Origin of the sequence: Janthinobacterium sp. P210005 (genome assembly GCF_036231865.1) — a bacterium.
GTDB classification, from domain to species: Bacteria; Pseudomonadota; Gammaproteobacteria; order Burkholderiales; family Burkholderiaceae_D; genus Janthinobacterium; species Janthinobacterium kumbetense.
This window is the reverse complement of record NZ_JAZARC010000007.1, coordinates 124,581-146,609: the sequence shown is the minus strand read 5'-3', so window position 1 is coordinate 146,609 and position 22,029 is coordinate 124,581. Positions and strand designations below refer to the sequence as shown.

The following is a 22,029-nucleotide window of genomic DNA, read 5'->3' as shown; positions in this document are numbered from 1 at the left end:
CAGTACCGAGGACCCCGATGATACGCGACGAAGAAACCCTGAACATCCTGCTCGACAGCATCGCCCGTTTCGTGCGCGAAGTGCTGGTGCCGAACGAGGCGCTGGTGGCCGAAACGGACACCATCCCGCCCGCCATCGTGGCGCAGATGCGCGAACTGGGCCTGTTCGGCCTGTCGATCCCGGAAGCCTACGGCGGCCTGGAACTGAGCATGGAAGAAGAAGTCCGGGTCGCGTTTGAAATCGCCCGCACCTCGCCCGCCTTCCGCTCGCTGATCGGCACGAACAACGGCATCGGCTCGCAAGGCATCGTCATCGACGGTACGGAAGCACAGAAACAATACTATCTGCCCAAGCTGGCGGCCGGCGACATCATCGGCTCGTTCGCTTTGACGGAAGCGGGGTCAGGTTCCGACGCCGCGTCCCTGCGCACGACGGCCGTGCGCGACGGCGACTTCTATATCCTCAACGGCAGCAAGCGCTATATCACCAACGCGCCCGAAGCGAGCATTTTTACCGTCATGGCCCGCACCGACCCCGTCAAGCGGGGCGCATCGGCCATTTCCGCCTTCATCGTGGAAAAGGACACGCCCGGCCTCTCGCTGGGAAAAATCGATAAAAAGATGGGCCAGCAAGGCGCGCATACCTGCGACGTGATCTTCGAGAACTGCCGCGTCCCGGCGGCAAACCTCATCGGCGGCAAGGAAGGCGTGGGCTTCAAGACGGCCATGAAAGTGCTCGACAAGGGCCGGCTGCATATCGCCGCCGTCTGCGTGGGCGCGGCCGAACGCATGCTGACCGACGCCCTCGCGTATGCGATGGAGCGCCAGCAGTTCGGCCAGCCCATCGCCGAATTCCAGCTGATCCAGGCCATGCTGGCCGACAGCAAGGCGGAAATCTACGCGGCGCGCAGCATGGTGCTCGACGCGGCGCACCGCCGCGACAACAAGGAAGACATTTCGACGGAAGCGTCGTGCTGCAAGCTGTTCGCCTCCGAAATGTGCGGCCGCGTGGCCGACCGCTCCGTGCAGATCCACGGCGGCGCCGGCTATATCAGCGAATACGCGGCCGAGCGCTTCTACCGCGACGTGCGCCTGTTCCGCATCTATGAAGGCACGACGCAGATCCAGCAGATCGTCATCGCCCGCAACATGATCAAGGCAGCGCAAAAGTGAAGGAGGCCGCCATGGATATTCCCGCCCTGCTGGCCGGCTTGCCGGCGCGCCTGTCGGCCATCCCCGCCCACTGGGCGGCACGTGCGCCGGACGCGCCCGCGCTGCATGAAGCTGGCCGCAGCTGGACCTATGCGCAGCTGCAGCACAGTGTGGAAGATGCCGCTCGGCTGCTGCGCCAGCTGGACGTGCGCGCCGGCGACCGTCTGATGGTGGTGGGAGAAAACGGCGCGCTGCAGGTGGCGCTGATCTTCGCGGCGGCCAGCATCGACGCGTGGATCGTCAACGTCAACGCGCGGCTGTCGGCGCGCGAGATCGATACCATCGCCACGCACAGTTCCGCGCGGCGCGTGCTGTTCCTGGCCGGCGCCTCGCCGGAAGCGGCCGCGCATGCGGCACGTCTGGGCGCGGCCAGCGCCACGGTCGACGGCATGGGCGAGCTGCTGGTCGGCGACTTGAACGAGGCTACTATCGTCGAAGACACGGTCCCCGGCAATGAACAGGTGGCCGCGCTGATCTACACGACGGGCACCACAGGGCAGTCGAAAGGCGTGATGCTCACGCACCGCAACCTGCTGTTCATCGCCGCCGTGTCCAGCACCCTGCGGGGATTGAGCAGCACCGACCGCGCCTACGGCGTGCTGCCGATTTCGCACGTGTACGGCCTGGCCTCGGTGGCCCTCGGCACCCTGTATGCGGGCGCCGCCCTGTACCTGGTGCCGCGCTTTTCCGTCGATGGCCTGCTCTCGGCCCTGAAGGACGACGGCTTGACCATCGTGCAGGGCGTGCCCGCCATGTACGCGAAACTGCTGCAAACCCTGGGCGGCGCCGATACCCCGCTGCCGACGAAGCTGCGCTTCGCGTATGCGGGCGGTTCGCCGCTGGCGCCGTCGCTCAAGCACGAGGTGGAAAAGCTGCTGGGCACCGCGCTGCACAATGGCTATGGCATGACGGAAAGCGCGCCCACCATCAGCCAGACGCGCCTGGAAGCGCCGCGCCGCGACGACTCCGTCGGCACGCCGATACCGGGCGTGGAGGTGCGCGTGGTGAGCGTCGACGGCCTTGATGTGGCGCCGGGCGAGCCGGGCGAATTGTGGATACGCGGGCCGAACGTCATGGCCGGCTATTACCGCGAACCGGCCATGACGGCGGCCACCATGCGCGATGGCGGCTGGCTCAATACGGGCGACATGGCGCGCCAGGATCCCGACGGCGCCCTCTTCATCGTCGGCCGCACCAAGGAGCTGATCATCCGCTCCGGCTTCAATGTGTATCCGCTGGAAGTGGAAACGGCCCTGAACGCCCACCCGTCCGTGGTGCAGTCGGCCGTGGTGGGACGCACCGTGGCCGATGGCAACGAGGACGTCATCGCCTACGTGGAGCTGGACCCGCGCCAGCCCGCCAGCGTGGCACAATTGCAGGCCTGGCTGGCGCAGACCCTGTCGCCGTACAAATGCCCGTCCGCCATCATCGTCATGGACGCGCTGCCGGCCGCCGCCACGGGCAAGATTTTAAAGGGGCAGCTGCGGCAAATGGCGCAGAATGCACGATAAGTTGACCATGTATTACCAGAACCGACAATAAAACCAAGCCACATCACCGGAGGAGACACGATGAAACGCACCTACACACGCATCGCCATGGCAGCACTGGTTGCCAGCGCCTGGATGACGCAGGCCAGCGCCGACGAATTCCTGGTCGGCGCGGAAATCCCGCTGACGGGCAACCTGGCGCGTGTCGGCGCCGGCATGCAGGAAGGCATCATGGTCGCGGCCGAAGTCTTCAACAAGACCAACGGCAAGCACACCATCAAGATCATCACCGTCGACGACGAATCGGCGCCCGCCAAGGCCATCGCCGCCGTGGAAAAGCTGGCCAGCCAGGGCGTGGTGGCCATCACGGGCGGCTATGGCTCGAACAATATCTCGCCCGCCTCGGACACGGCGAACAAACTGGGCCTCGTCTACATCACCTCGGGCGGCGTGGACGACAGCCTGGTGTCCAGCGGGCGCAAGAATTTTTTCCGCATCAATAACACGGCCGGCTACGAAAAAGCCATGCTGGGACTGCTTGCCGACGTGGGCGCCAAATCCGTCTCCATCGTGTACTCGACCAAGGACGCCACCACGGGCCTGGCGAAGGACGTGGAAAAAGCCCTGGCAGCCAAGGGCGTGAAAGTGACGACGCACTCGTTCGACCCGGCGATTACGGACTTCAAGCCCATCATCAACAAGATCAAGCTGCAGGACAAATCGGAAGTGGTGGCCATGGTCGGCTATGAAAACGACTATGTGGGCATCATCCGCGCCGCCCGCGTGCTGAAGCCGAAAATCAAGGCCATGGTGGGCGTGTGGTCGCTGGCCACACCAAAAATGGCGGCCGACTTCCCCGACCTGATGCCGAACGTCTTCGGCACGGCCCTGCTGCCCTTCCCTACCGAATTCAAGACGGCCGACGGCAAGGCCTTCAGCGACGCCTACAAGCAGCTGTACAAGAAGGAACCGGACTACCTGGGCCAGTTCGGCTATGTGCAGTCGATGCTGCTGTTCGAAGCCATCGCGCGCGCAGCCGACAAGGGCACCATCAAGAAAGGCGGCGTGGCCGAGGAAATGCGCAAGACGGACCGCGAAACCCTGATCGGCCGCGTGCAGTTCGCCGCCAACGGCGACAACCAGAACTTCGTGCACCGCATGGCGCAGCACCAGGACAAGAAAGTGGTGATCGTCTGGCCGAAGGAACACGCGACGGGCAAGCTGGCCTATCCAGCCCTGCCCTGGTAGGCAGCCTCCCGCTGCGCACGCGCGCGTCCAGCAGGACGCGCACCGATGAACGGCAGCCAAGGCGCATCTTCGCGATGCCCTTCGGCTGCCTGACGGGATGACGACATGACAGAATTAATCTTGCAAGCCCTGTATTCGGGCTTGCTGCAGGGCGGCTCCTACGCCCTGATCGCACTGGGACTGGCGCTGGTCTTCGGCACCATGAAAGTGATCAACCTGGCGCACGGCGAACTGGTGCTGCTGGCCGCCTACATTGCCTACAGCGTCGAATCGGGCCTGGGACTCGGTCCCATGTTCGCCATTCCCATCGCGCTGGTGATCGTCAGCCTGACGTCCGTGGGGGTCTACCTGATCGTCAGCCGCATCAAAAAGGACCGCGAAATCAATTCGCTGATCCTCACCTACGGCATCGGCGTCATCCTCACCAATTTCATCCTGCTCGTGTGGAAGGCCGACATCCGCTCGACGTCGTCGAGCTGGCTGCAGGAAGGGTTTGAAATCGGCCCGTTTTTCAGCATGCGCAGCGAAGTGATTTTCTTTGGCGTCAGCCTGGTGCTGATGGCGGCGCTGTGGCGCTGGCTGTCCACCAGCTGGTATGGCCGCGCCGTGCGCGCCGTCTCCAGCAACCGCGACGCGGCCAAGCTGATGGGCATCGACCCGGGCCGCACGGAACTGGTGTCCTTCCTGGTCGCCGGTATCCTGGCCGCCTTCGCGGGCGTCGCCCTGTTCAGCTATGGCGTGATCCAGCCCGCCTACGGCGGCGCGCTGACGGTGAAAGCCTTCATCATCACGGTATTGGCCGGCATCGGTTCCATCCCCGGCGTGCTGCTGGCCGCCGTGCTGCTGGGCGTGGCCGAGGCGCTGACCGTCACCCTGGCCAGCTCCGCGCTGCAGGAATTGTCGGGCATGGTGCTGTTCCTGCTGGTGCTGTTCATCATGCCGAACGGCTTGTTCGGCGCACAACGGAGGCGCGGATGAAGCGCTCGACACTGATTTCCACGGCGGGCCTGCTGCTGGCCGCGTATATCGTCGTGCCGCTGGCCCTGGGCGCCAACCAGTATGTGATGAGCATGGTGGTGGCGGCCCTGATCATCGGCGGCGTGGCCATGTCCTGGGCCCTGCTGGGCAACTTGGGCGGCATGGTCAGCTTCGGCCACGCAGCCTTCTTCGGCGTAGGCGCGTATGTCTCCGCGCTGGCCACCGTAAAACTGGGCTTGCCCGTGTTTGCCGCCATGCTGCTGGGCGGCGCGGGCGCAGCCGTCGCCGCCGTCATCATGCTGCCCGTGCTGCGCCTGCGCGGGCCGTACTTTGCGCTGGCCATCCTCGCCTACGCCCACATCTTCCGCATCCTGGCCACGGAATGGAGTTCCGTCACGGGCGGCGCCGGCGGCATCAACAATATCCCGGCCCTGCCCACCGTCTTCGGCTTCGACCTGGCCAGCAAGACAGGCGCCTACCTGGTGGTACTGACCCTGGTGGTGGCGTGCGCGTTTGCCTACAGCCGCATCCGCGCCAGCCATTACGGCATCGCCCTGCGCGCCATGCACGACAGCGAAGACGCCACGCGCGTCGTCGGCGTCAACAGCACCTTGCTGAAAGGCGCCATGCTGCTCGTGTCGGCCTTCATGGCGGGCCTGTTCGGCGCCTTCAACGCCCACTACATCAATTTCCTGGAACCGGACTACGCCTTCAACAGCCTGTGGGTGACCTTGCCCATCGTGGCGGCCATCTTCGGCGGCTACCGCACGATACTCGGCCCCGTGCTGGGCGCCGTGGTGGTCTACCTGGTCGACCAGCTGATTTTCAAGTCGCTGATCCCCACGGGCCACCAGCTGGTGCTGGGCATGCTGCTGGTGGCGATGATCGTCTTCAGTCCGAACGGCTTGCTGCCGCTGCTGCGCAAACTCGTCAAAGCGAAGGAAAAAGCACATGCTTGAACTCGATAATGTGTCCGTGCGCTTCGGCGGCCTGACGGCCGTCGATTCCGTCACCCTGAAGGTGGGCAGCCACGACGTGATCGGCCTGGTGGGCGCGAACGGCGCCGGCAAGACCACCCTGTTCAACGCCATTTCCGGCCTGGTGCGCCCCACCAGCGGCGGCATCCGCTTCGAGGGGCGCGACATCATGGCCACGCCCATGTATCAGCGCGCGCGCCTGGGGCTGGGCCGCACCTTCCAGATCCCGCAGCCCATGCATGAATTGACGGTGCGCGAAAACCTTGTCGTGGCGCAGCGTTTCGGCACCGGCAAGGTGGACATGCGCAAGATCGATGAAATCCTCGACTTCACGAGCCTGGCGGACAAGGCGCAGCGCGACGCGGCCAGCGAACTGGCGCTGACGGAATTGAAGGCGCTGGAAGTGGCCAAGGCGCTGGCGACGAACCCGAAACTGCTGCTGCTCGACGAAGTGCTGGCGGGACTGGAAACGAACGGCAAGCGCCGTTTCATGGGCATGCTGAAGGATTTGCATGCCGCCTTTGGCGTGGGCATCGTCATGATCGAGCACGATATCGAAACCATCAGCAATCTGTGCCAGCGCGTGGCCGTGCTCAATTTCGGCCAGCTGATCGCCGACGGCACGCCCGATGCGGTCTTCCGCGACCCGGCTGTCATCGAAAGCTATACGGGAGCCGCGCATGCTTAACATAGAGAATCTGCGCGCCGGCTATGGCGCCATCAATGTGCTGTGGGATGTGTCGCTGTCCATCCAGAAGGGCAAGCTGACCACCATCATCGGCCCGAACGGGGCCGGCAAGACCACTCTGCTGCGCGCCATCATGGGCCTGCTGCCCGTGGGTGCAGGCAGCATCGCGCTCGATGGCACGCCCATCAACGGCACGCCGACGTGGAAGATGAGCGACGCGAGGGTCACGATGATACCCGAGGGGCGCATGACGTTCCGCGACATGAGCGTGGAAGAAAACCTGATCATGGGCGCCTTTCCGAAGGAGCACCGCAGCCACATGCCTGCGCGTCTGGCGGAAGCCTACGCCATGTTCCCGCGCCTGCACGAGCGCCGCAGGCAGCTGGCAGGGTCCCTGTCCGGCGGCGAGGCGCAGATGCTGGCCATGGCGCGGGGCTTGATGTCGGATCCATCGCTGCTGATCATCGACGAGCCGTCGCTGGGCCTGGCGCCGCTGGTGGTCAACGAACTGTTCGAGATCCTGGCGCGCCTGAACGATGGCAAGCGCACCATCATTTTAGTGGAGCAGAACACGGCGCGCGCCGTGGGCGTGGCCGACCACGTCTACCTGATGCAAAGCGGCAAGGTGGCGCTGTCGCAGACGGCCTCAGGGGTCGACCTCGAGCACCTGCATGCGCTCTACTTTGCGCGCTAGTCGGCGGCAAACACCAGCCCCGGCATCTTCGCCACGCAATCGAGGTTCAAGGGCGCGCGCGGGTCGCGCAGGAATGCCAGTGTCAGCTGTCCGCCGCAGCGGTTGAACATGGCGCCATGCGCCTGGCCCGGTATCTGCACGAAGCGCGCGTTGGGCATGCTGCGCAGCAGGCGCCGGCCCCAGGCTGGCGGCGTCACGGGATCGAATTCGCCGGCCAGGATCAGCACCGGCACGTCGCTTTTCACGGCATCGTTTGCCTGCGCCGCAGCCGCTGCAACGCGCCAGGCGCCGCACATCCCGGGCGTCGCCGTGCGGTTATCCACGCCGCCCAGCCCCAGAGCCGGCGCCACTTGCGCGGCCATGCGGCCGGACTGCTCGAACGGCATCTCCTCGCCGCACCAGATCGACAGGCGCAGTCCCCAGTTGAAGCTGGAAGGAGCGCTGCGCAGCAATGGCAGCAAGCCTTGCGGACGGCCCTGCCCCGCTTCGCTGATCAGGCGAGGCAAGGCGGGGATCAGCGCGGGCTGCTGCAAGCCCTCGGCCAGGGCATTGACGATGTCGCGCCGGCGCAGCACGCGCCCGGGCGCCGCGATGCCGTCGCGGTCCGCGCGCGCAAGCAGCGCGTCCAAGCGTCCGCGCAAGTCCGGATAGCGCACGTCGCACGCAGGCTCCGTCGCGCAGCCGTCGAGGACCAGGTCGATGGCGCGCCGCAGCGGCGCGGCGGCCATTTCGTCATAGTTGATGTCAACCGGCAGCACGGAATCGAGCACCACGCTGCGCACGCCCTCGGGATGGCGCGCCAGCACCGTCTGCGCCAGGCGGGTGCCGTAGGAGTAGCCGATCAGGTTCCACTGCGCGATGCCGAGCAGGCGGCGCAGATCGTCGAGGTCGTCCGCCGATTCCGCCGAGGTGTAGCCATCGAGGTCGATGCCGGCCGCCACCAGCCCGGCGCGGCAGCGCACAACGGCTTCGGTCTGCGCGGCCGACGTGGCCTCCGCCGCCCGCAGCGCGTTCAGCTCAGGACAGGCGAGCGAAGGCTCCGCATGCTTGTTGCCGCGTCCTTCCAGCAATATCTGGTCGCGTTCCAGCAGGAAGGGATTGCCTTTGCCGCTGCTGCGCCCGTCGATGCTGCTCAAGCCCGGCCCGCCGGGGAGATACACGACGGGATCGGCGGCGGGCGTGGCCGCGCCGCTACGGAAAATCATGACCGGCAAGGCGATGGCGCGGCTGTCGGCCTTGCCCCGATGTTCGGGTACGGTCAGCATGCCGCACTCTATCTTTTCGCCGGGCAGCACCGGCACTGCGCAGGCGGACGGTACGAAGGCCGGTTTGACGGGCAGTGTGTCCGGCGCGGCGGCGCAGGGCTGCGCCGCTGTTACCAAACACGCGGCGGCAAGCATGGAACGGCGAAATGGAAGCAAGGAACCTCCTCGGCAGCATGGGCATACGACAGGATGGAATGGCAGACGGGTCACTCATTTAGTTGCCAGATTACCACGCAATCGCGGCCCTGGCCGCAAGAATCTGCTACCCGGCCGGGGTGCCGTTCGACCGGCCTGCGGCCGTCACTCGTCGTCCTCGTCGTCGTCGGCCAGCTTGTCAAACACCTGCAGCTCGGCCTTGCTCAGTCCCGTCATCACGAAGGGATCATCGGCAGGAAAGCGGCCAGTATCGACCAGCATGCGCAGCTTGCTCAAGCGGTCGCCCAGCGCCAGCGCTTGCGCCTGCGGATCGGCGTGGCCATCGGCACCGGCCTGCCCGATCGCGCGGGTCACGGACTCGGGAAACTCCCATAATTCGGCGATCCGTACCGACAAGATGCGCGCTTGCGCAAACACCTGGGCAATGAAGGCGTCCGATTGCGGGAAGGCATCGGGCGCGTGCATCTGGTCGATCAGGCGGAACGCCACCACCAGGCCCACATTGGCCATCAGCCCCGCCAGATAGGCGTCGAAGGCGTTGGCCTGCATTGCGGGCGCGACCAGGTTGGCCGCCAGCGCACATTTCTCGGACTGGCGCCAGATCAGCGGCGCCGTGCGTATGGTCAACCCGCCGCTTTGCATGCTGACGATGGGGCGGAAGGCGACGCGGGCGAGCAGCATGCGCATGCCGTTTTGCCCCAGCAGCATGATGGCGCCTTCCATATTGTTGATCGACGGACTGGCGTTGTAGCGCGAATGGTAGCGGGGCCGGTTCGCTTCTCGGTAGACCTCGGCGACCAGCGGCACGTCCTGGGCCAGCTGGCGCGACAGCTCGGCCGCGCTCATGTTTTCATTTTGCAAGGTACGCATCAACTGCGGAATGATGGCCGGAATGCGCGGCACCAGCGCGGCGCCGGCGATCGGTTCACTGGCCAGGCGCGTCAATTCGTCCAGAATCTGCTGTTCGGCCTGCGCTGTCGCCTGCGCCGAACCGGCGGCCGCCAGCCAGCGGTAGTAGATGGCATCGATTTCGGCGATGGTGGCTGGCTGCCGTGTCATCTCGGGCGACGCCGCTGCCGTGACTGGCGCAAGCTTGCTTTTTTCGCCGCCGTTCAGTAATTTTCCTATCCAACCCATTTTGCTTTTCCAGCCCTATATGCATCACTATCGCGACATCCGCTGCGCGATTTTACTTGATGACAGCCGTGCCGGTGCGGCGGGCGTGGCCGCCTTGGTCCACCTGCCGCAAAGTGCTACAGTGGCGCTCTCGCAGTTTCCCCCTCTTTGCAAGGTAAATCATGAGCAACATGCTGGCCCGCTACGTCACCACCCAGGCGTACAACAACGCCTGGAGCAACCACCGCCTGCTGAAAGCCTGCGGCGAGCTAAATCTGGCCGAATTCCAGGCGACGCGCGTCAGTTTTTTCCCCACCATCCAGTTCACCCTGAACCACATCCTCACATGCGACTGGTTTTATCTCGACGCGCTGGAGCGCGAGCTGCGCGGCGAGGCGCCGCATGCCGACTGCTATGCCTTCTTTGAACAGGACGAGCCATTTACCGACTGCGCCACGCTGCAGGCGGCCCAGCATGCATCCGACGCGCGCCTGATCGCCCACTGCCGCAGTCTGTGCGACGCCGACCTGGCACGGCCCGTGACGATCCTGCGCGACACGCCGCAAGTCGACACGCGCCAGCGCATGCTCGCGCATTTGTTCCAGCACCAGATCCACCACCGGGGGCAAGTGCACGCCATGCTGGCCGGCACGCGCATCGCGCCGCCCCAGCTCGACGAATTCTATTGCGCCGGCGAAGCGGGCGAGCGGGCGCAGGATTTTGCGGAACTGGGCTGGACGGAAGACGACGTGTGGGGGCCACGCTGAATGCAAACATGAGAAAACTTCTTAGATGCAATTGAAATAAGAGAAATCGCAGCTAACGATAGTGCTAGAGCAGCAAGTTGTTGATCGGAATACCCACTACAAGTCTTGAACAATGCTACGTATGCAATCCTCGATACCATTGTCGCGGGAAACTTCACTGTTGGGTTGCAGCGAAATATGACCTACTTTGGCGCGGATACCAGCCACGAATCGTCAGTTGTCTTCGAATAGTCCGCCATACGCGGCATCTCCATTACAGCAAAATGGCTCATGCACAGATTGAAGTGAAATCTTTGAAGTGGCATACTCGTCCATCGGAAAGAAAGCGCCCCCAGGCTCACAATATATCGCGAAATCGCCTTGTTTCATACCGCAGTTTTCACAGTGGTTCATCCAATATGAGCTGTTGGTAGTTTTGCTGAAGTCCACGTAATAGTGACGTGTTATCAGTTTAAGACGAGCGATAACGGTAGGTGGAAGATCAGTAACGTAAAGAGCCATCGCCGAACTATCGTGCTCATACCATTCATCGACACCGTCCTCGTCCTGTTCTACCGTCTGATGCCCTGGTGGCAAAACAAATCCATATACTCGCGTCAACTCGTCGCACTTCCAGCAAACTGTCTCTGTTTGAGCGATACCATAACGCTGTGATCGAATATTAACGTCCGGTACCGTCGGCAGCCAACGACCAAAAGCACTGGAGTCCACACCGTCAGGCACAAACCAAACCTTCAGGGTAGCATCCCATCGAGCTCCAAGTTGCTTGGCTTCGTCTTTCTCAGAAAACGGTACGTTGAGATTAATACGTGCCATACGGTTCCCCCTCACCTTTTATTAGTCGTCAATAATAAAATTGATTGGCGTCACCACAACACTGACTTCGCACAACCGAATATCCTTGAATTATATAACGAGCCAGTGCCAGGTAAATTCCGCTTCCGAACAATTCTTGCTTTTTAAATGCATCAATTAACCGCAACAATATTCTCGGCCTCAAAAAACCAATGGATAAGAAACTCGGATTCCAGAGGCTGCTTATCGCAGATGCAAAATCTTCTTATTTTTAAAATTCATCATCCCAAACAATAATTTTTCAAATGCAAATTAGCTGTAGTTTGATGACCAAACCAAGTCTAACTTTTCTAATGAGGAAATGTATTTGAGGACGAAGTATGCTTTTGTTTGACGAATGTAGAAGCTTCATCTGATGGTTTACTAGCGGCCGGAATTATTCCCCGGCGTGGCAGCACACGCACAGCTTGTTACCATCGAGGTCGCGGAAGTAGGCGCCATAGTAATGGGCGTGGTAATGGGGCCGCAGGCCGGGTGGCCCTTCGCACACGGCGCCCAGCGCCAGCGCGGCCCGGTGGCAGCGGTCCACCTGCGCGCGGCTGGCCGCCAGCAAGGCCGTCATCTGGCCATTGCCGGGAGCCGCCGGCAAGCCGTCGTGCGGCGCCGTCAGCACGAACAAGGGCCGCGGCGCATCCTGCGCCATCCAGCCCGCCCAGGGCTTGTCCCGGTCATGGAATTTTTCGATCAAGCCCAGCTCTCCCAGCAGGGCAGTGTAGAACGCGTAAGCGCGGGGAAAGTCGTTGGTGCCGAGACAGATATGGGACAGCATGCTGCTCCTTCATGAATTCATGCATGTGCGGCGAGATGCGCGAGCTGATTATAATGGCGCATCGCATTCCCACACGATCCCATGCCAGACCTCGACCGCCTTCAGTTGTTCGCCCCCTCCAGCGCCGACCTTTCCGCCTTGCTGGCCTTCGAACTGGAAAACCGCGCGTACTTTGAAAGCTGGGTCACGGCGCGCGCGCCATCCTATTACCACCAGGAAGCCATCGCCGCCGCCATCGAGCAGGCGCAGCGCGAGCGCCAGCAGGACCTCGCTTACCAATACCTGGCCAAGCTGGACGGGCAAATCATCGGCCGGGTCAACTTGACGGCCGTCACGCGCCCCTATTTCAACAAGGCGACGCTCGGCTACCGCATCGGCGAACGGTTCGGCGGACGCGGCTACGCCACGCGCGTGGTGGCCCTGCTGCTGGAAGAGGCTTTCGGCACGCTGGACCTGTGGCGCGTGGAAGCGACGGCGCGGCCGCAAAACCTGGGCTCGGTCGCCGTCATGCAGCGCAACGGCTTTCACCAGTATGGCCGTTCGGAAAAAGCCATGCGCTTCCAGGATGCCTGGTCGGACTTGCTGTACTTTGAACGGCGCAAGGAACACGCGGGCGCCTGAAAAACCGAGCAACTGCTCTCTAAAACAGGCGGCCCTTACCTGATGTTGTAAAATAGGCAAATGTGGCGCGACGTCGGCCATGTCGCTTGCCAGCCTTTCGCGCACGCGGATGCACTCACACTCAGGGAACAACATGCGCAATACAGACAAAAAAGCCTACCTCGTCGGCGGCGGCATCGGCTCGCTGGCCGCGGCCGCCTTCATGATACGCGACGGCGGCATGCAAGGCAGCAACATCACCATTTTCGAAGCGTCACCCGTGACCGGGGGCAGCCTCGACGGCGGCGGCAATGCCGAAGATGGCTATACCCTGCGCGGCGGGCGCATGCTGACCACCGACAATTACGAGTGCACCTGGGACTTGTTCAAGAGCATCCCCTCGCTCGAGCATGCGGGCCAGAGCGTCTACGACGAAACCGTCGCCTTCAACGAACTGCACCTTCCCCACTCGCGCGCGCGGCTGGTCGACCGCAACCGTTTCAAGGTCGACGTCAGCAGCATGGGCTTTTCCATGCAGGACAGGCTGGAATTGCTGAAGCTGACGGAAGCGGACGAAGACACGCTGGGCAGCAGCGCCATTACGGACTGGCTCTCGCCCGCATTCTTCGACACCCGGTTCTGGACCATGTGGGCCACCACGTTCGCCTTCCAGCCCTGGCACAGCGCCGTCGAGTTCAAGCGCTACCTGCACCGCTTCATGCTGGAGTTTTCGCGCATCGAAACCCTGGCCGGCGTCAAGCGCACCGTCTACAACCAGTACGATTCGCTGGTGCGCCCGCTGGTCGCCTGGCTGCAGGCGCAAGGCGTGAACCTCATCATGGATTGCACGGTGACCGATATCGAGGTGCAAGAATCCGATGGCCGCCTGAGCGCCACCGCCATTGCCTGCCAGCGCCGCGGCCTGGCCGACGTGGTCCCCGTCGCCGCGGACGACCTGGTGTTTTTCCAGAATGCCTCGATGACGGATGCGTCCAGCTATGGCAGCATGCACCGCGCGCCCGCCAGGCGCACGAAGCACGACAGCCAAGGCTGGCGCCTGTGGGAAAAGCTGGCCGAGGGACGCCCGCAACTGGGCCGTCCCGCCGCCTTCAACAGCAGCATCCCCGAATCCTACTGGGCCTCGTACACGGTCACCCTGAAGGACGGCGCCTTCTTTGACAGAATGGAACGCTTCACGGGCAACAGCGCGGGCACGGGCGGCCTCGTCACCTTCAAGGACAGCAACTGGCTTATGTCCATCGTGCTGGCGCACCAGCCCCATTTCGCCGGCCAGCCCGCGGGCGTGCAAGTATTCTGGGGCTACGCGCTGCACCCTGACCGCATCGGCAACTTCGTCGCCAAGCCCATGTCCGACTGCAGCGGCGAAGATATCCTGCGCGAGCTGTGCGGCCACCTGAACTTCGACCTCGACATCTTGGCCACGGCGAACTGCATTCCCTGCCGCATGCCGTACATCACCAGCATGTTCATGCCCCGCGCGACGAGCGACCGTCCCCTGCCCGTGCCGGCCGGCTCCGTCAACCTGGCCTTCGTCAGCCAGTTCGTGGAAATCGCCGACGATGTCGTCTTCACCGTGGAATACTCGGTGCGCGCGGCGCAGACGGCCGTCTACCAGCTGCTGGACGTGCAGCGGGAAGTGCCGGCCATCCACGCGCACGACAAGTCGCTGAAGGTCAAGCTGGACGCCGTCATCAAGGCGTTCAAATAGCCGTATTTTGCGGGCTCAAGGCCGTTTTCAGGCTATCGGCCGCGACTTTGTGGCAGCGCAAGGCACCGTGATAATGGACTGATAACGTCAAGGTTCGGGAATCTTATCTATCTTGCAAAGTCCAACATGAAAGTGCGGCTACGCCTGTTCGAACACGTGCTGCTGGTGCTGGCATTGGCCGTCGCCATCTTCGCCGCCGCCATCGTGCTGGCACGCATGACGCAGTGGGCGGAAGCGCAGGAATTGCCCGTCTACCTCGTGCAGGGCATGCACCTGGTAGGCAAGGTGCTGTTTTTCCTGGATGGCTGCATCGTCATCGCCGTCAGCAGCATTCTGACCGCCCGGCTGTTCCGCATGCTCACCAAGGAGGATTTATGAACGACCTTCACTACCTGTTCACGCTCCGGCATCCGCGCCGCTTCTGGTGCAGCGCCATCGTCATCGCCGTGGCCTCGGCCATCCTGCTGGGCCCATGGCTCGACAGTATTCCCTGGCTGGTGGCGATCCCCTTCGTGGCTGGCGGCTTGCTGGTAGCGCTCGGCGAGCTGTGGGATGAGATGCACGGCAAGCGCCGGCGCAACGGCGACGACGACGCGCATGCGCCGTGCCGGCATCCCTGAAACCGGCGTAGTGATGCGTGCACACAACAATGGTCACGCCATCGGCCGCGCCTGCGTTGATTTAAGACTGGCTTCAGCCTCGCCGTGCATCGTGATATGGCGCCAGCAGCAATGGCGCTTCCCTTCACCCTCACGGGCACTGCCCAGCGAAAGAGCCGACATGAGCACATGGATGCGCGCCAACAAAGGTTTTTTGATGTTCCTCCTGCTGTTCGGCGTGTTCCGCACGGCCGTGGCGGACTGGAATCCCATCCCGTCGGCGTCGATGCGCCCCAACCTACTCGAAGGCGACGTGGTCTTCGTCAATCGCCTCGCCTTCAACCTGAAAGTGCCGCTCACCGATATCGTGCTGCAGCGCCTGGGCGAACCGCAGCGGGGCGACATCGTTACCTTTTCCTCGCCGAAAGACGGCACGCGCCTGATCAAGCGCATCATCGCCCTGCCCGGCGATACGGTGGAAATGCGCGATGAGCAGCTGGTCATCAATGGCCAGCCCGCCCAGTACACAGCGCTCGACACGGCCCCGGAAACCATCGCCCACGTGGGCCAGCTGACGGCGCAGCGCATCCGCGAACGCAACCAGACCGAGCAGCACCGCATCCAGGTCTTGCCGCAAATCGCCGGCGCGGCGCGCAGCTTTGGCCCCGTGACGGTGCCAACCGACCATTTCCTCATGCTGGGCGATAACCGCGACAACAGCGCCGATTCGCGCTACTTCGGCTTCGTGCCGCGCGCGTTGCTGATCGGCAAGGCCGAGCGCATCCTCGTGTCGGCCAATATCCAGGAGCATTGGCAGCCGCGGCTGCAGCGCTTCGGCATGAAGCTGGAATAAACATCCCTCCTGCAACGGCGCCATGCTTTTCGGTTAGCATGGCGCATCATGCAAAATTTTTCCTCAGCCAGCCTGCGGTCCGCCAGCGACGATCTTGCCCTCGAGCAACTGGCGCAGTTCCTGCGGCGCCATCCCGACGTGCTGCTGCTGACGGGCGCCGGCATCAGCACGGCGTCCGGCATACCCGATTACCGCGACACGCAAGGCGTGCGGCGTGGCAATGCGCCAGTGCAAGGCCCCGATTTTCGCCGCCAGGAAGCCGTGCGCCGCCGCTACTGGGCGCGCAGCATGGTGGGCTGGCCAACCCTGGCGCGCGCTACGCCGAATCCCGGTCACCTGGCCATCGCGCAACTGGCCCGGCGCGGGAGAATAGGCGGCCTGGTCACGCAAAACGTGGATGGACTGCATCAGCAAGCGGGCAGTACCGCCGTCACGGAGTTGCACGGCAGCATACATGGCGTGGTCTGCCTCGATTGCCATACCCGCCACACGCGCCGCCTGATCCAGGATCAGCTCGAACACGACAATCCGCAGCTGCTGGGCGCCACGGCCACGCCGGCGCCCGATGGCGACGCCTTGCTGGAGCCGTCGCAGCTGGCCACCTTCCACCTGCCCGTCTGTCCCCGCTGCGGCGGCACCCTGCAGCCGGACGTGGTGTTTTTCGGCGATGGCGTACCCGCCGCCTGTGCGGCCGAAGCCGAGCGCAAAATGATGGAAGCTGGCGCCCTGCTGGTGGTGGGCTCGTCCGTCATGGTGTATTCCAGCTTTCGCCTGTGCCGCATGGCAGCCGAAACGGGCAAGCCCGTGGCCGCCATCAACCTGGGCAAGACGCGCGCCGACCATTTGCTGGCCTTCAAGACGGAAGCGCCGGCGCAAGATACCCTGCCGCTCATCGCGGCCATGCTGGATTGATGCGGTCCCTGCCGCCGCCACGGGAATCGGCACGCATGCTGGCCGGTGCGGGCATCGCCGTGCTGCTGCATGTGCTGCTGTGGCAAGTACTGCGTTCAAACAAGCTGCCGGTCCCCCCTTTGCTGCCGCAGCGCAGCACGCAAATGCTGTTTTTGGCCCCCGTAGCGCGGCCCGCGCGCCCCCTGCCGCCAGCCGTCTCAAAAAGCCAGGCGCGGCCCCGGCATGCCGTGGCCATCACGCCAGCGCCAGCAGCAATGCCCGCGCCCGCTGCCGACGCCGCAGCATTGCCACCGCCCGCTGCGCTCGATCTTGACACCTTGAAACGCCAGGCCAGGGAAGCGGCGCGCCAGGAGGGGCCATCCCTCACCGGGCCAGCATTGACAATCAGCAACAAGACGGCGCAAGCCATCACCAGCGCCGCGCGGCCCAGGTGCGACAACGATTACAAGCCACGGCTGGGCAATGTGGAATTCACCGGCCTGGCCAAGCTGCCCTTCCTGCTGAAAGGCGCGACGGGCGACAGCGGCTGCAAGTGGTGACGCGCCGCCGGCGCCCGCCCATGACAGCGCTCCCCCACTCTGGCTATACTGTGAGATTAACGAGGAGAATTCATGCTGGAACTGTTGAGTGAACACGCCTGTTTTGGCGGGGTACAACGCTTTTATCGCCACGACGCGCAAGCCATCGGCTTGCCCATGCGCTTCTCGGCCTTCATTCCCGATACGGCGCCAGGCAGCGTGGCCGCCACCAAACGCCCCGCCCTGTTTTACCTGGCGGGTCTGACTTGCACGGAAGAAACGTTCATGATCAAGAGCGGCGCGCAGCGCGTGGCCGCGGAAGAAGGCTTGATCCTGATCGCCCCCGACACCAGCCCCCGTGGCGCGAACATCGCGGGCGAGAGCGACTCCTGGGATTTCGGCGTGGGTGCCGGCTTTTACGTGGACGCCACCGAGGCGCCGTGGAGCAGCCACTACCGCATGTACAGCTACATCCTGGAATTGCGTGCCCTGCTGGAGCAGGAACTGGCCATCGATGCGCAGCGCACGGGCATTTTCGGCCACTCGATGGGCGGCCATGGCGCGCTGGTGCTGGCCTTGCGCAACCCGGCACTGTTCCGCTCCGTTTCCGCCTTCGCCCCCATCGCCGCACCGAGCCAATGTCCGTGGGGCAAGAAAGCGTTCACGGGCTACCTGGGCAGCGACGAGGCCAGCTGGCAGCAATACGACGCCAGCGCGCTGATGCACGGCCTGCAGGGCCAGCCGCCACTGTTCCCCGAAGGCATCTTGATCGACCAGGGCCTGGCCGACAAGTTCCTTCCCGAGCAACTGTTCCCCGACGTCTTCGAAGCGGCATGCCGCGACGCTGGCCAGCCCCTGCAGCTGCGCCGCCATGCCGGCTACGACCATGGCTATTACTTCATCGCCAGCTTCATGGAAGAGCACGTGCGCTTCCATGCGAAGAACTTGCGCGCCGCCTGAGCCGCTGCGCTACTGCGCCGTGCTGGTATGCCCGTTGAAATGGCGCGTGTACCAATCCGTGGCCAGCAAGGCGGCCTGGTGGCGCGTGTCGGGGCCGCCAGGGGCGGCGATCTGTTCCAATTGTTTGTCGCAGCGCAAGGTGGCGAACGCCATGCGGTTCAGGCCAGCCACGTCGGGGTCGCGCCCGCCCACGATCAGCAGCGACGGCACGCGCACATTTTCCAGCGCCGCCTTGCCGGCCATTTCCACCTGGCCATCGCACACAGCCAGCGCGGCGATTTCCGCGCTGCGCCAGGCCGCCAGCTGCATCACGACGGCCGCGCTGGTGCCATAGCCATACAGGCCGCAGGGCAAGCGCCGCGTGGACGGGTCGAGCTGCAGCCAGCCCAGGGCTTTTTCCAGCTGGCGCGCCAGCAGCACGATATCGCTGCGCACGAAATACGCGTGGCCATTGCTGCCGCCGCCAGGCTCGACGCCGCCCTGGTCGAAGCGCAGGGTGGCGATGCCCGCCCGCAAAAAATCCTGGGAAGTGGCGTGACTGGAAGCGCCCAGGTAGTCGCTGTCGGCGCCTGCACCGTGGGCAAACAGGACGATGCCCACCGGCCGTTCGGGCATTTCAAGCACGCCATCCATTTGAAGTTCATCGGCCGTAATGCTGACAAATTGTTCTTGCATGGTTGCCTCCGCAATCGAGCTGGGATCAAGCTAAAGCTGAAGTCAAGCTGTACGCTGATTTTACGCTGATCTTGCCGGGCCGGGGACAGCCTGCGTGCCCCGGGCGGCTAACTTCAGTGTAGCAGCCCGCGGCCATTCCTGCGCAGCCGTTCGCGCATCGTCACCGGCAAGGCAGGACTATACGGCGCCGTGCCGGTCCAGCCCCTTCAGCACGGCTTCCGGGCGGATCGGCAAATGCCGCACGCGCGACGCCACGGCGGCGAAGATGGCGTTGCCGATGGCCGGCGCCACGGCCGTCGTGGGCGGTTCGCCCATGCCCGTCGCCGTATGCGTGCTGGCAACGAATTCGATGTCGAGCTCGGGCACGTCGGCCATGCGCAGGGGCGTGTAGGTATTCAAGTTGGTATCCTTCACTTCGCCGTTCAGGAAAGCCGTGCCCTCATGCAAGGCCATGCTCACGCCCCACAGGGCGCCCCCTTCCGCCTGCGCCAGCGCGCCATCGGGGTCGACGATGCTGCCCGCATCGATCACCATGAACAATTTTTCGACTTTCACCATGCAAGTGCTGCGGTCCACCTTGACCCGGGCGACGCACGCCGTCCAGGTGGGCATGTCGCGTTCCTGGCCGAACGTGGCGGCAATGCCCAGGCCCGTGTCGGGCGGCATGGCCTTGCCCCAGCCCGCCTTGTCCGCCACGCGCTGCAGCACGTGGGCCAGGCGCGCAGCGCCGCCGACGGCGTTCGGCGCACTGCCCGCATTGCGGCCCGACGCCTGCAGCAAGGACAGGCGGAACGCCAGCGGATCGACCTTGGCCGCCTGCGCCGCCTCGTCCATGAAACTTTCCACAGCCCAATTCGTCCAGCCGGGGCCCACGGAGCGCAGCCAGCCGGGGCGGAAACTGCTGTTGGCCAGGTCGTTCGACACGGCCCGCACGCGCTGCGCACCCACCGCATACCAGTGGTCGGCGCCGGCGATGGCGAACGGGTCATACGGATGGCCCTGCGTATCCTTGGCCAGGAAGGCGGGGATCATGGCTTGCGTGGGCCAGCCGGCGCTGGCCTCGTGCACCATTGCCGACACCTTGCCCGCGTCGTCGAACGCCATGCGCACATGCTGCACGGACGGCGAACGGGGCGAATCGAAGCGGGCATCGTCGGCCCGCGTGCAAATCATCTTGACGGGCCGCCCCACGGCTTGCGCCGCCAGGGCGGCCGGCACGCAATAATCGCCATTCAGACGCCGCCCGAAACCGCCGCCCAGCAGATAGGTGTGCAGCATGACCTTGCTCTCCGGCACCTTCAGCGCCTGCGCCAGCACGGGCAGGATCAACGATTGCCACTGGTTGCCCGCATGAATGTGCCAGACGCCGTCGATTTCCTGCGCCAGGGCATTCACGGGTTCCAGCTGGAAATGCAGCACGGTGCTGGTCGTGTAGTGGCGCTCCAGTTGCAGGCTGGCATCCTTGAACGCTTGCTCCACGCCATCATCATCGACCACGCGCGCGCCCAGGCTGGCGTCGGCCAGCTGCTTGGTGGCGTAGTTGAGGATATCCTGCTCCGCCACGTGGGCCGCCGCGCCGGCCCGCCATTTCACTTGCACCAGGTCGGCCGCGCGCACGGCGGCCGCATACGTTTCGGCCACCACCATGACCCAGCCGGGCACCGTGCCGCTGGGATCTTGCAAGGCGAACGAACGCAGGTAGCCCTTGACCTTTTTCGCGGCCGCATCATCGATGGACACCACTTTCGCGCCGTAGCGCGTGGGCGGAATCTTCGGGCGCGCATACAGCATGCCCTCGACGTGCGCATCGATGCCGTACACGGCCGCGCCATTGAGTTTCGCGGGAATGTCCAGCGCCTGCACGTGCTGGCCGATCAGGCTACGCTGCTGCGGCGTTTTCAGCACGATGGCTTTCAATTGCTCCGGCGTGTACTGGCGCGCCAGTTTGCCACGGCGCACGATGTCGCCATAGCTGATCGACCTTCCCCGGCCATGCACGACGCCCAGCCTGGCGTGGCAGGCGGACACGGGCACGCGCAGCAGGCGCGCGCCCTCCTCGACCAGCGCCAGGCGCCCGGCCGCGCCAGCACGGCTGAGCGGGTCGAAATTCTGCCAGACGGACCAGCTGCCGCCCGTCACCATCAAACCCCATTTCGGGTCCGTGTCCACGTAATGCAGGCGTATCTTGCTCCAGTCCGCTTCCAGCTCTTCGGCGACGATGCGCGCCAGGGCCGTACCAATATGCTGGCCCATTTCCGCCTTGGCGATATTGACGGTGATCATGCCATCGCGGCCGATCTGGAACCAGATGCTGGGGTCGAACACGGGCGCGGCCGGCTTGGCAGGCGGCACGCGTGCCACCTTGCTGTCGGCCAGGGAACTGTCGGCGCGCAGGAAGGCCAAAGTAAACCCCGTGCCGGCGGCGGCGATCAGGAAACCGCGCCGGCCCAACGAGCTGGGACGGGCAGCAGAATTTTCTTTCGGCAACTTAAACACCGGGCGCCTCCTGCATGCCGGCCGCCAGCTTGATGGCCTTGCGGATGCGCACATACGCCATGCAGCGACACAGGTTGCCGCTCATGACGGCATCGATATTCGCATCCGTCGGCTGCGGATAATCTTTCAACAAGGTGGCCGCCTGCATGATCTGGCCCGACTGGCAATAGCCGCACTGGGGCGCCTGCGTGGCCAGCCACGCCCGCTGCAAAGGATGCGTGCCATCGGGCGAGAGGCCTTCGATGGTGGTGATGGCGCAGCCGGCCACGGCGGCAATCGGCGTGATGCACGAACGCATGGCGCGGCCATCCACGTGCACGGTGCAGGCGCCGCACATGCCGATGCCGCAGCCAAACTTCGTACCCTTCAAGTTGACTTCATCGCGCAACACCCACAGCAGGGGCGTCTCGGCGTCGGTCTCGGTGCCGAAGGGCTGGCCATTCACGGTAATGTTATACATAAGAAACTTTCAA

23 protein-coding genes are annotated in these 22,029 nt (G+C 64.2%); 16 read left to right on the top strand and 7 right to left on the bottom strand.

The annotated features are described in order from the left end of the window. Nucleotides 1–17: 17 nt before the first annotated feature. From VPH40_RS24755 to VPH40_RS24725, 7 genes are all read left to right on the top strand, one after another. Nucleotides 18–1,172: an acyl-CoA dehydrogenase family protein gene (locus tag VPH40_RS24755; RefSeq protein WP_328574782.1), complete on the top strand. Its 1,155-nt coding sequence runs from the start codon at nt 18–20 to the stop codon at nt 1,170–1,172. Nucleotides 1,173–1,183: 11 nt separating this feature from the next. Continuing rightward, a complete protein-coding gene (locus tag VPH40_RS24750) occupies nt 1,184–2,722 on the top strand; it encodes a class I adenylate-forming enzyme family protein (RefSeq protein ID WP_328574781.1) in 1,539 nt (512 codons plus the stop codon). A 60-nt stretch (nt 2,723–2,782) separates the two neighbouring features. Then, complete coding sequence (locus VPH40_RS24745) at nt 2,783–3,949, top strand: ABC transporter substrate-binding protein (protein WP_305053226.1); 1,167 nt, start codon at nt 2,783–2,785, stop codon at nt 3,947–3,949. Nucleotides 3,950–4,054: 105 nt separating this feature from the next. Further along, nucleotides 4,055–4,927: a branched-chain amino acid ABC transporter permease gene (locus VPH40_RS24740; protein WP_035817692.1), complete on the top strand. Its 873-nt coding sequence runs from the start codon at nt 4,055–4,057 to the stop codon at nt 4,925–4,927. Continuing rightward, nucleotides 4,924–5,886, top strand: a complete 963-nt coding sequence (locus VPH40_RS24735) for a branched-chain amino acid ABC transporter permease (RefSeq protein WP_328574780.1) — start codon at nt 4,924–4,926, stop codon at nt 5,884–5,886. Before VPH40_RS24740 ends, VPH40_RS24735 begins: the two co-directional genes overlap by 4 nt. Next, a complete protein-coding gene (locus tag VPH40_RS24730; protein WP_305057170.1) occupies nt 5,879–6,592 on the top strand; it encodes an ABC transporter ATP-binding protein in 714 nt (237 codons plus the stop codon). The genes VPH40_RS24735 and VPH40_RS24730 overlap by 8 nt, the downstream gene beginning before the upstream one ends. Then, nucleotides 6,585–7,286 carry an ABC transporter ATP-binding protein gene (locus VPH40_RS24725; protein WP_328574779.1) on the top strand — a complete coding sequence of 234 codons (702 nt, stop codon included), beginning with the start codon at nt 6,585–6,587 and terminating at the stop codon, nt 7,284–7,286. The genes VPH40_RS24730 and VPH40_RS24725 overlap by 8 nt, the downstream gene beginning before the upstream one ends. Here VPH40_RS24725 and VPH40_RS24720 read toward each other — a convergent pair. After that, complete coding sequence (locus tag VPH40_RS24720; protein WP_328574778.1) at nt 7,283–8,551, bottom strand: alpha/beta hydrolase; 1,269 nt, start codon at nt 8,549–8,551, stop codon at nt 7,283–7,285. The two genes, VPH40_RS24725 and VPH40_RS24720, sit on opposite strands and share 4 nt — an antisense overlap. 300 nt (nt 8,552–8,851) lie before the next feature. Continuing rightward, the gene (locus tag VPH40_RS24715; RefSeq protein ID WP_328574777.1) at nt 8,852–9,766 is read right to left on the bottom strand and encodes an HDOD domain-containing protein; all 915 of its coding nucleotides are present in this window, start codon (nt 9,764–9,766) and stop codon (nt 8,852–8,854) included. A gap of 239 nt (nt 9,767–10,005) precedes the next feature. Between VPH40_RS24715 and VPH40_RS24710 the strand changes: the two genes are divergently transcribed. Beyond that, nucleotides 10,006–10,590, top strand: coding sequence for a DinB family protein (locus VPH40_RS24710; RefSeq protein ID WP_328574776.1), 585 nt, complete (start codon nt 10,006–10,008; stop codon nt 10,588–10,590). Nucleotides 10,591–10,803: 213 nt separating this feature from the next. On the opposite strand, the gene VPH40_RS24705 is transcribed toward VPH40_RS24710, so the two are convergent. Beyond that, complete coding sequence (locus VPH40_RS24705; protein ID WP_328574775.1) at nt 10,804–11,406, bottom strand: DUF5710 domain-containing protein; 603 nt, start codon at nt 11,404–11,406, stop codon at nt 10,804–10,806. Between the two features lie 415 nt (nt 11,407–11,821). Then, a complete protein-coding gene (locus VPH40_RS24700; protein ID WP_251351188.1) occupies nt 11,822–12,214 on the bottom strand; it encodes a VOC family protein in 393 nt (130 codons plus the stop codon). Nucleotides 12,215–12,295: 81 nt separating this feature from the next. Here VPH40_RS24700 and VPH40_RS24695 point away from each other — a divergent pair, with 81 nt between their 5' ends. From VPH40_RS24695 to fghA, 8 genes are all read left to right on the top strand, one after another. Beyond that, nucleotides 12,296–12,835, top strand: a complete 540-nt coding sequence (locus VPH40_RS24695) for a GNAT family N-acetyltransferase (protein ID WP_328574774.1) — start codon at nt 12,296–12,298, stop codon at nt 12,833–12,835. Between the two features lie 109 nt (nt 12,836–12,944). After that, nucleotides 12,945–14,543, top strand: coding sequence for an oleate hydratase (locus tag VPH40_RS24690; protein ID WP_442906686.1), 1,599 nt, complete (start codon nt 12,945–12,947; stop codon nt 14,541–14,543). 126 nt (nt 14,544–14,669) lie between these two features. Beyond that, nucleotides 14,670–14,921, top strand: coding sequence for a hypothetical protein (locus tag VPH40_RS24685; RefSeq protein WP_328574772.1), 252 nt, complete (start codon nt 14,670–14,672; stop codon nt 14,919–14,921). Next, nucleotides 14,918–15,163: a hypothetical protein gene (locus VPH40_RS24680; protein WP_251351185.1), complete on the top strand. Its 246-nt coding sequence runs from the start codon at nt 14,918–14,920 to the stop codon at nt 15,161–15,163. Before VPH40_RS24685 ends, VPH40_RS24680 begins: the two co-directional genes overlap by 4 nt. Before the next feature lie 160 nt (nt 15,164–15,323). Beyond that, nucleotides 15,324–15,995 (top strand): signal peptidase I, encoded by a 672-nt coding sequence (gene lepB / locus VPH40_RS24675; RefSeq protein ID WP_328574771.1) that lies wholly within the window; start codon nt 15,324–15,326, stop codon nt 15,993–15,995. Between the two features lie 48 nt (nt 15,996–16,043). Beyond that, nucleotides 16,044–16,907: an NAD-dependent protein deacetylase gene (locus tag VPH40_RS24670; protein WP_328574770.1), complete on the top strand. Its 864-nt coding sequence runs from the start codon at nt 16,044–16,046 to the stop codon at nt 16,905–16,907. Further along, nucleotides 16,907–17,446 (top strand): hypothetical protein, encoded by a 540-nt coding sequence (locus tag VPH40_RS24665; protein ID WP_328574769.1) that lies wholly within the window; start codon nt 16,907–16,909, stop codon nt 17,444–17,446. Before VPH40_RS24670 ends, VPH40_RS24665 begins: the two co-directional genes overlap by 1 nt. A 72-nt stretch (nt 17,447–17,518) precedes the next feature. Continuing rightward, nucleotides 17,519–18,385: an S-formylglutathione hydrolase gene (gene fghA, locus VPH40_RS24660; protein WP_328574768.1), complete on the top strand. Its 867-nt coding sequence runs from the start codon at nt 17,519–17,521 to the stop codon at nt 18,383–18,385. 9 nt (nt 18,386–18,394) lie between these two features. On the opposite strand, the gene VPH40_RS24655 is transcribed toward fghA, so the two are convergent. The 3 genes from VPH40_RS24655 to VPH40_RS24645 all read right to left on the bottom strand — a co-directional run bounded on the left by VPH40_RS24655 (nt 18,395) and on the right by VPH40_RS24645 (nt 22,016). Further along, entirely contained in the window at nt 18,395–19,060 is a 666-nt protein-coding gene (locus tag VPH40_RS24655) for a dienelactone hydrolase family protein (protein WP_077402643.1), read from the bottom strand. Between the two features lie 177 nt (nt 19,061–19,237). After that, nucleotides 19,238–21,556 carry a xanthine dehydrogenase family protein molybdopterin-binding subunit gene (locus VPH40_RS24650; protein ID WP_328574767.1) on the bottom strand — a complete coding sequence of 773 codons (2,319 nt, stop codon included), beginning with the start codon at nt 21,554–21,556 and terminating at the stop codon, nt 19,238–19,240. Further along, on the bottom strand, nt 21,549–22,016 hold the full coding sequence (locus VPH40_RS24645) for a (2Fe-2S)-binding protein (protein ID WP_034782880.1): 468 nt from the start codon (nt 22,014–22,016) through the stop codon (nt 21,549–21,551). The genes VPH40_RS24650 and VPH40_RS24645 overlap by 8 nt, the downstream gene beginning before the upstream one ends. Nucleotides 22,017–22,029: the final 13 nt, after the last annotated feature.

Coding starts and splice junctions, on each gene's coding strand:
- VPH40_RS24750 (WP_328574781.1), top strand. CDS start 1,184: ATGGATATTCCCGCCCTGCTGGCCGGCTTGCCGGCGCGCCTGTCGGCC.
- VPH40_RS24705 (WP_328574775.1), bottom strand. CDS start 11,406: ATGGCACGTATTAATCTCAACGTACCGTTTTCTGAGAAAGACGAAGCC.
- VPH40_RS24715 (WP_328574777.1), bottom strand. CDS start 9,766: ATGACACGGCAGCCAGCCACCATCGCCGAAATCGATGCCATCTACTAC.
- VPH40_RS24730 (WP_305057170.1), top strand. CDS start 5,879: ATGCTTGAACTCGATAATGTGTCCGTGCGCTTCGGCGGCCTGACGGCC.
- VPH40_RS24670 (WP_328574770.1), top strand. CDS start 16,044: ATGCAAAATTTTTCCTCAGCCAGCCTGCGGTCCGCCAGCGACGATCTT.
- VPH40_RS24740 (WP_035817692.1), top strand. CDS start 4,055: ATGACAGAATTAATCTTGCAAGCCCTGTATTCGGGCTTGCTGCAGGGC.
- VPH40_RS24725 (WP_328574779.1), top strand. CDS start 6,585: ATGCTTAACATAGAGAATCTGCGCGCCGGCTATGGCGCCATCAATGTG.
- VPH40_RS24710 (WP_328574776.1), top strand. CDS start 10,006: ATGAGCAACATGCTGGCCCGCTACGTCACCACCCAGGCGTACAACAAC.
- VPH40_RS24755 (WP_328574782.1), top strand. CDS start 18: ATGATACGCGACGAAGAAACCCTGAACATCCTGCTCGACAGCATCGCC.
- VPH40_RS24665 (WP_328574769.1), top strand. CDS start 16,907: ATGCGGTCCCTGCCGCCGCCACGGGAATCGGCACGCATGCTGGCCGGT.
- VPH40_RS24735 (WP_328574780.1), top strand. CDS start 4,924: ATGAAGCGCTCGACACTGATTTCCACGGCGGGCCTGCTGCTGGCCGCG.
- VPH40_RS24685 (WP_328574772.1), top strand. CDS start 14,670: ATGAAAGTGCGGCTACGCCTGTTCGAACACGTGCTGCTGGTGCTGGCA.
- VPH40_RS24745 (WP_305053226.1), top strand. CDS start 2,783: ATGAAACGCACCTACACACGCATCGCCATGGCAGCACTGGTTGCCAGC.
- VPH40_RS24720 (WP_328574778.1), bottom strand. CDS start 8,551: ATGCTGACCGTACCCGAACATCGGGGCAAGGCCGACAGCCGCGCCATC.
- VPH40_RS24655 (WP_077402643.1), bottom strand. CDS start 19,060: ATGCAAGAACAATTTGTCAGCATTACGGCCGATGAACTTCAAATGGAT.
- VPH40_RS24645 (WP_034782880.1), bottom strand. CDS start 22,016: ATGTATAACATTACCGTGAATGGCCAGCCCTTCGGCACCGAGACCGAC.
- fghA (WP_328574768.1), top strand. CDS start 17,519: ATGCTGGAACTGTTGAGTGAACACGCCTGTTTTGGCGGGGTACAACGC.
- VPH40_RS24680 (WP_251351185.1), top strand. CDS start 14,918: ATGAACGACCTTCACTACCTGTTCACGCTCCGGCATCCGCGCCGCTTC.
- VPH40_RS24700 (WP_251351188.1), bottom strand. CDS start 12,214: ATGCTGTCCCATATCTGTCTCGGCACCAACGACTTTCCCCGCGCTTAC.
- VPH40_RS24695 (WP_328574774.1), top strand. CDS start 12,296: ATGCCAGACCTCGACCGCCTTCAGTTGTTCGCCCCCTCCAGCGCCGAC.
- VPH40_RS24690 (WP_442906686.1), top strand. CDS start 12,945: ATGCACTCACACTCAGGGAACAACATGCGCAATACAGACAAAAAAGCC.
- lepB (WP_328574771.1), top strand. CDS start 15,324: ATGAGCACATGGATGCGCGCCAACAAAGGTTTTTTGATGTTCCTCCTG.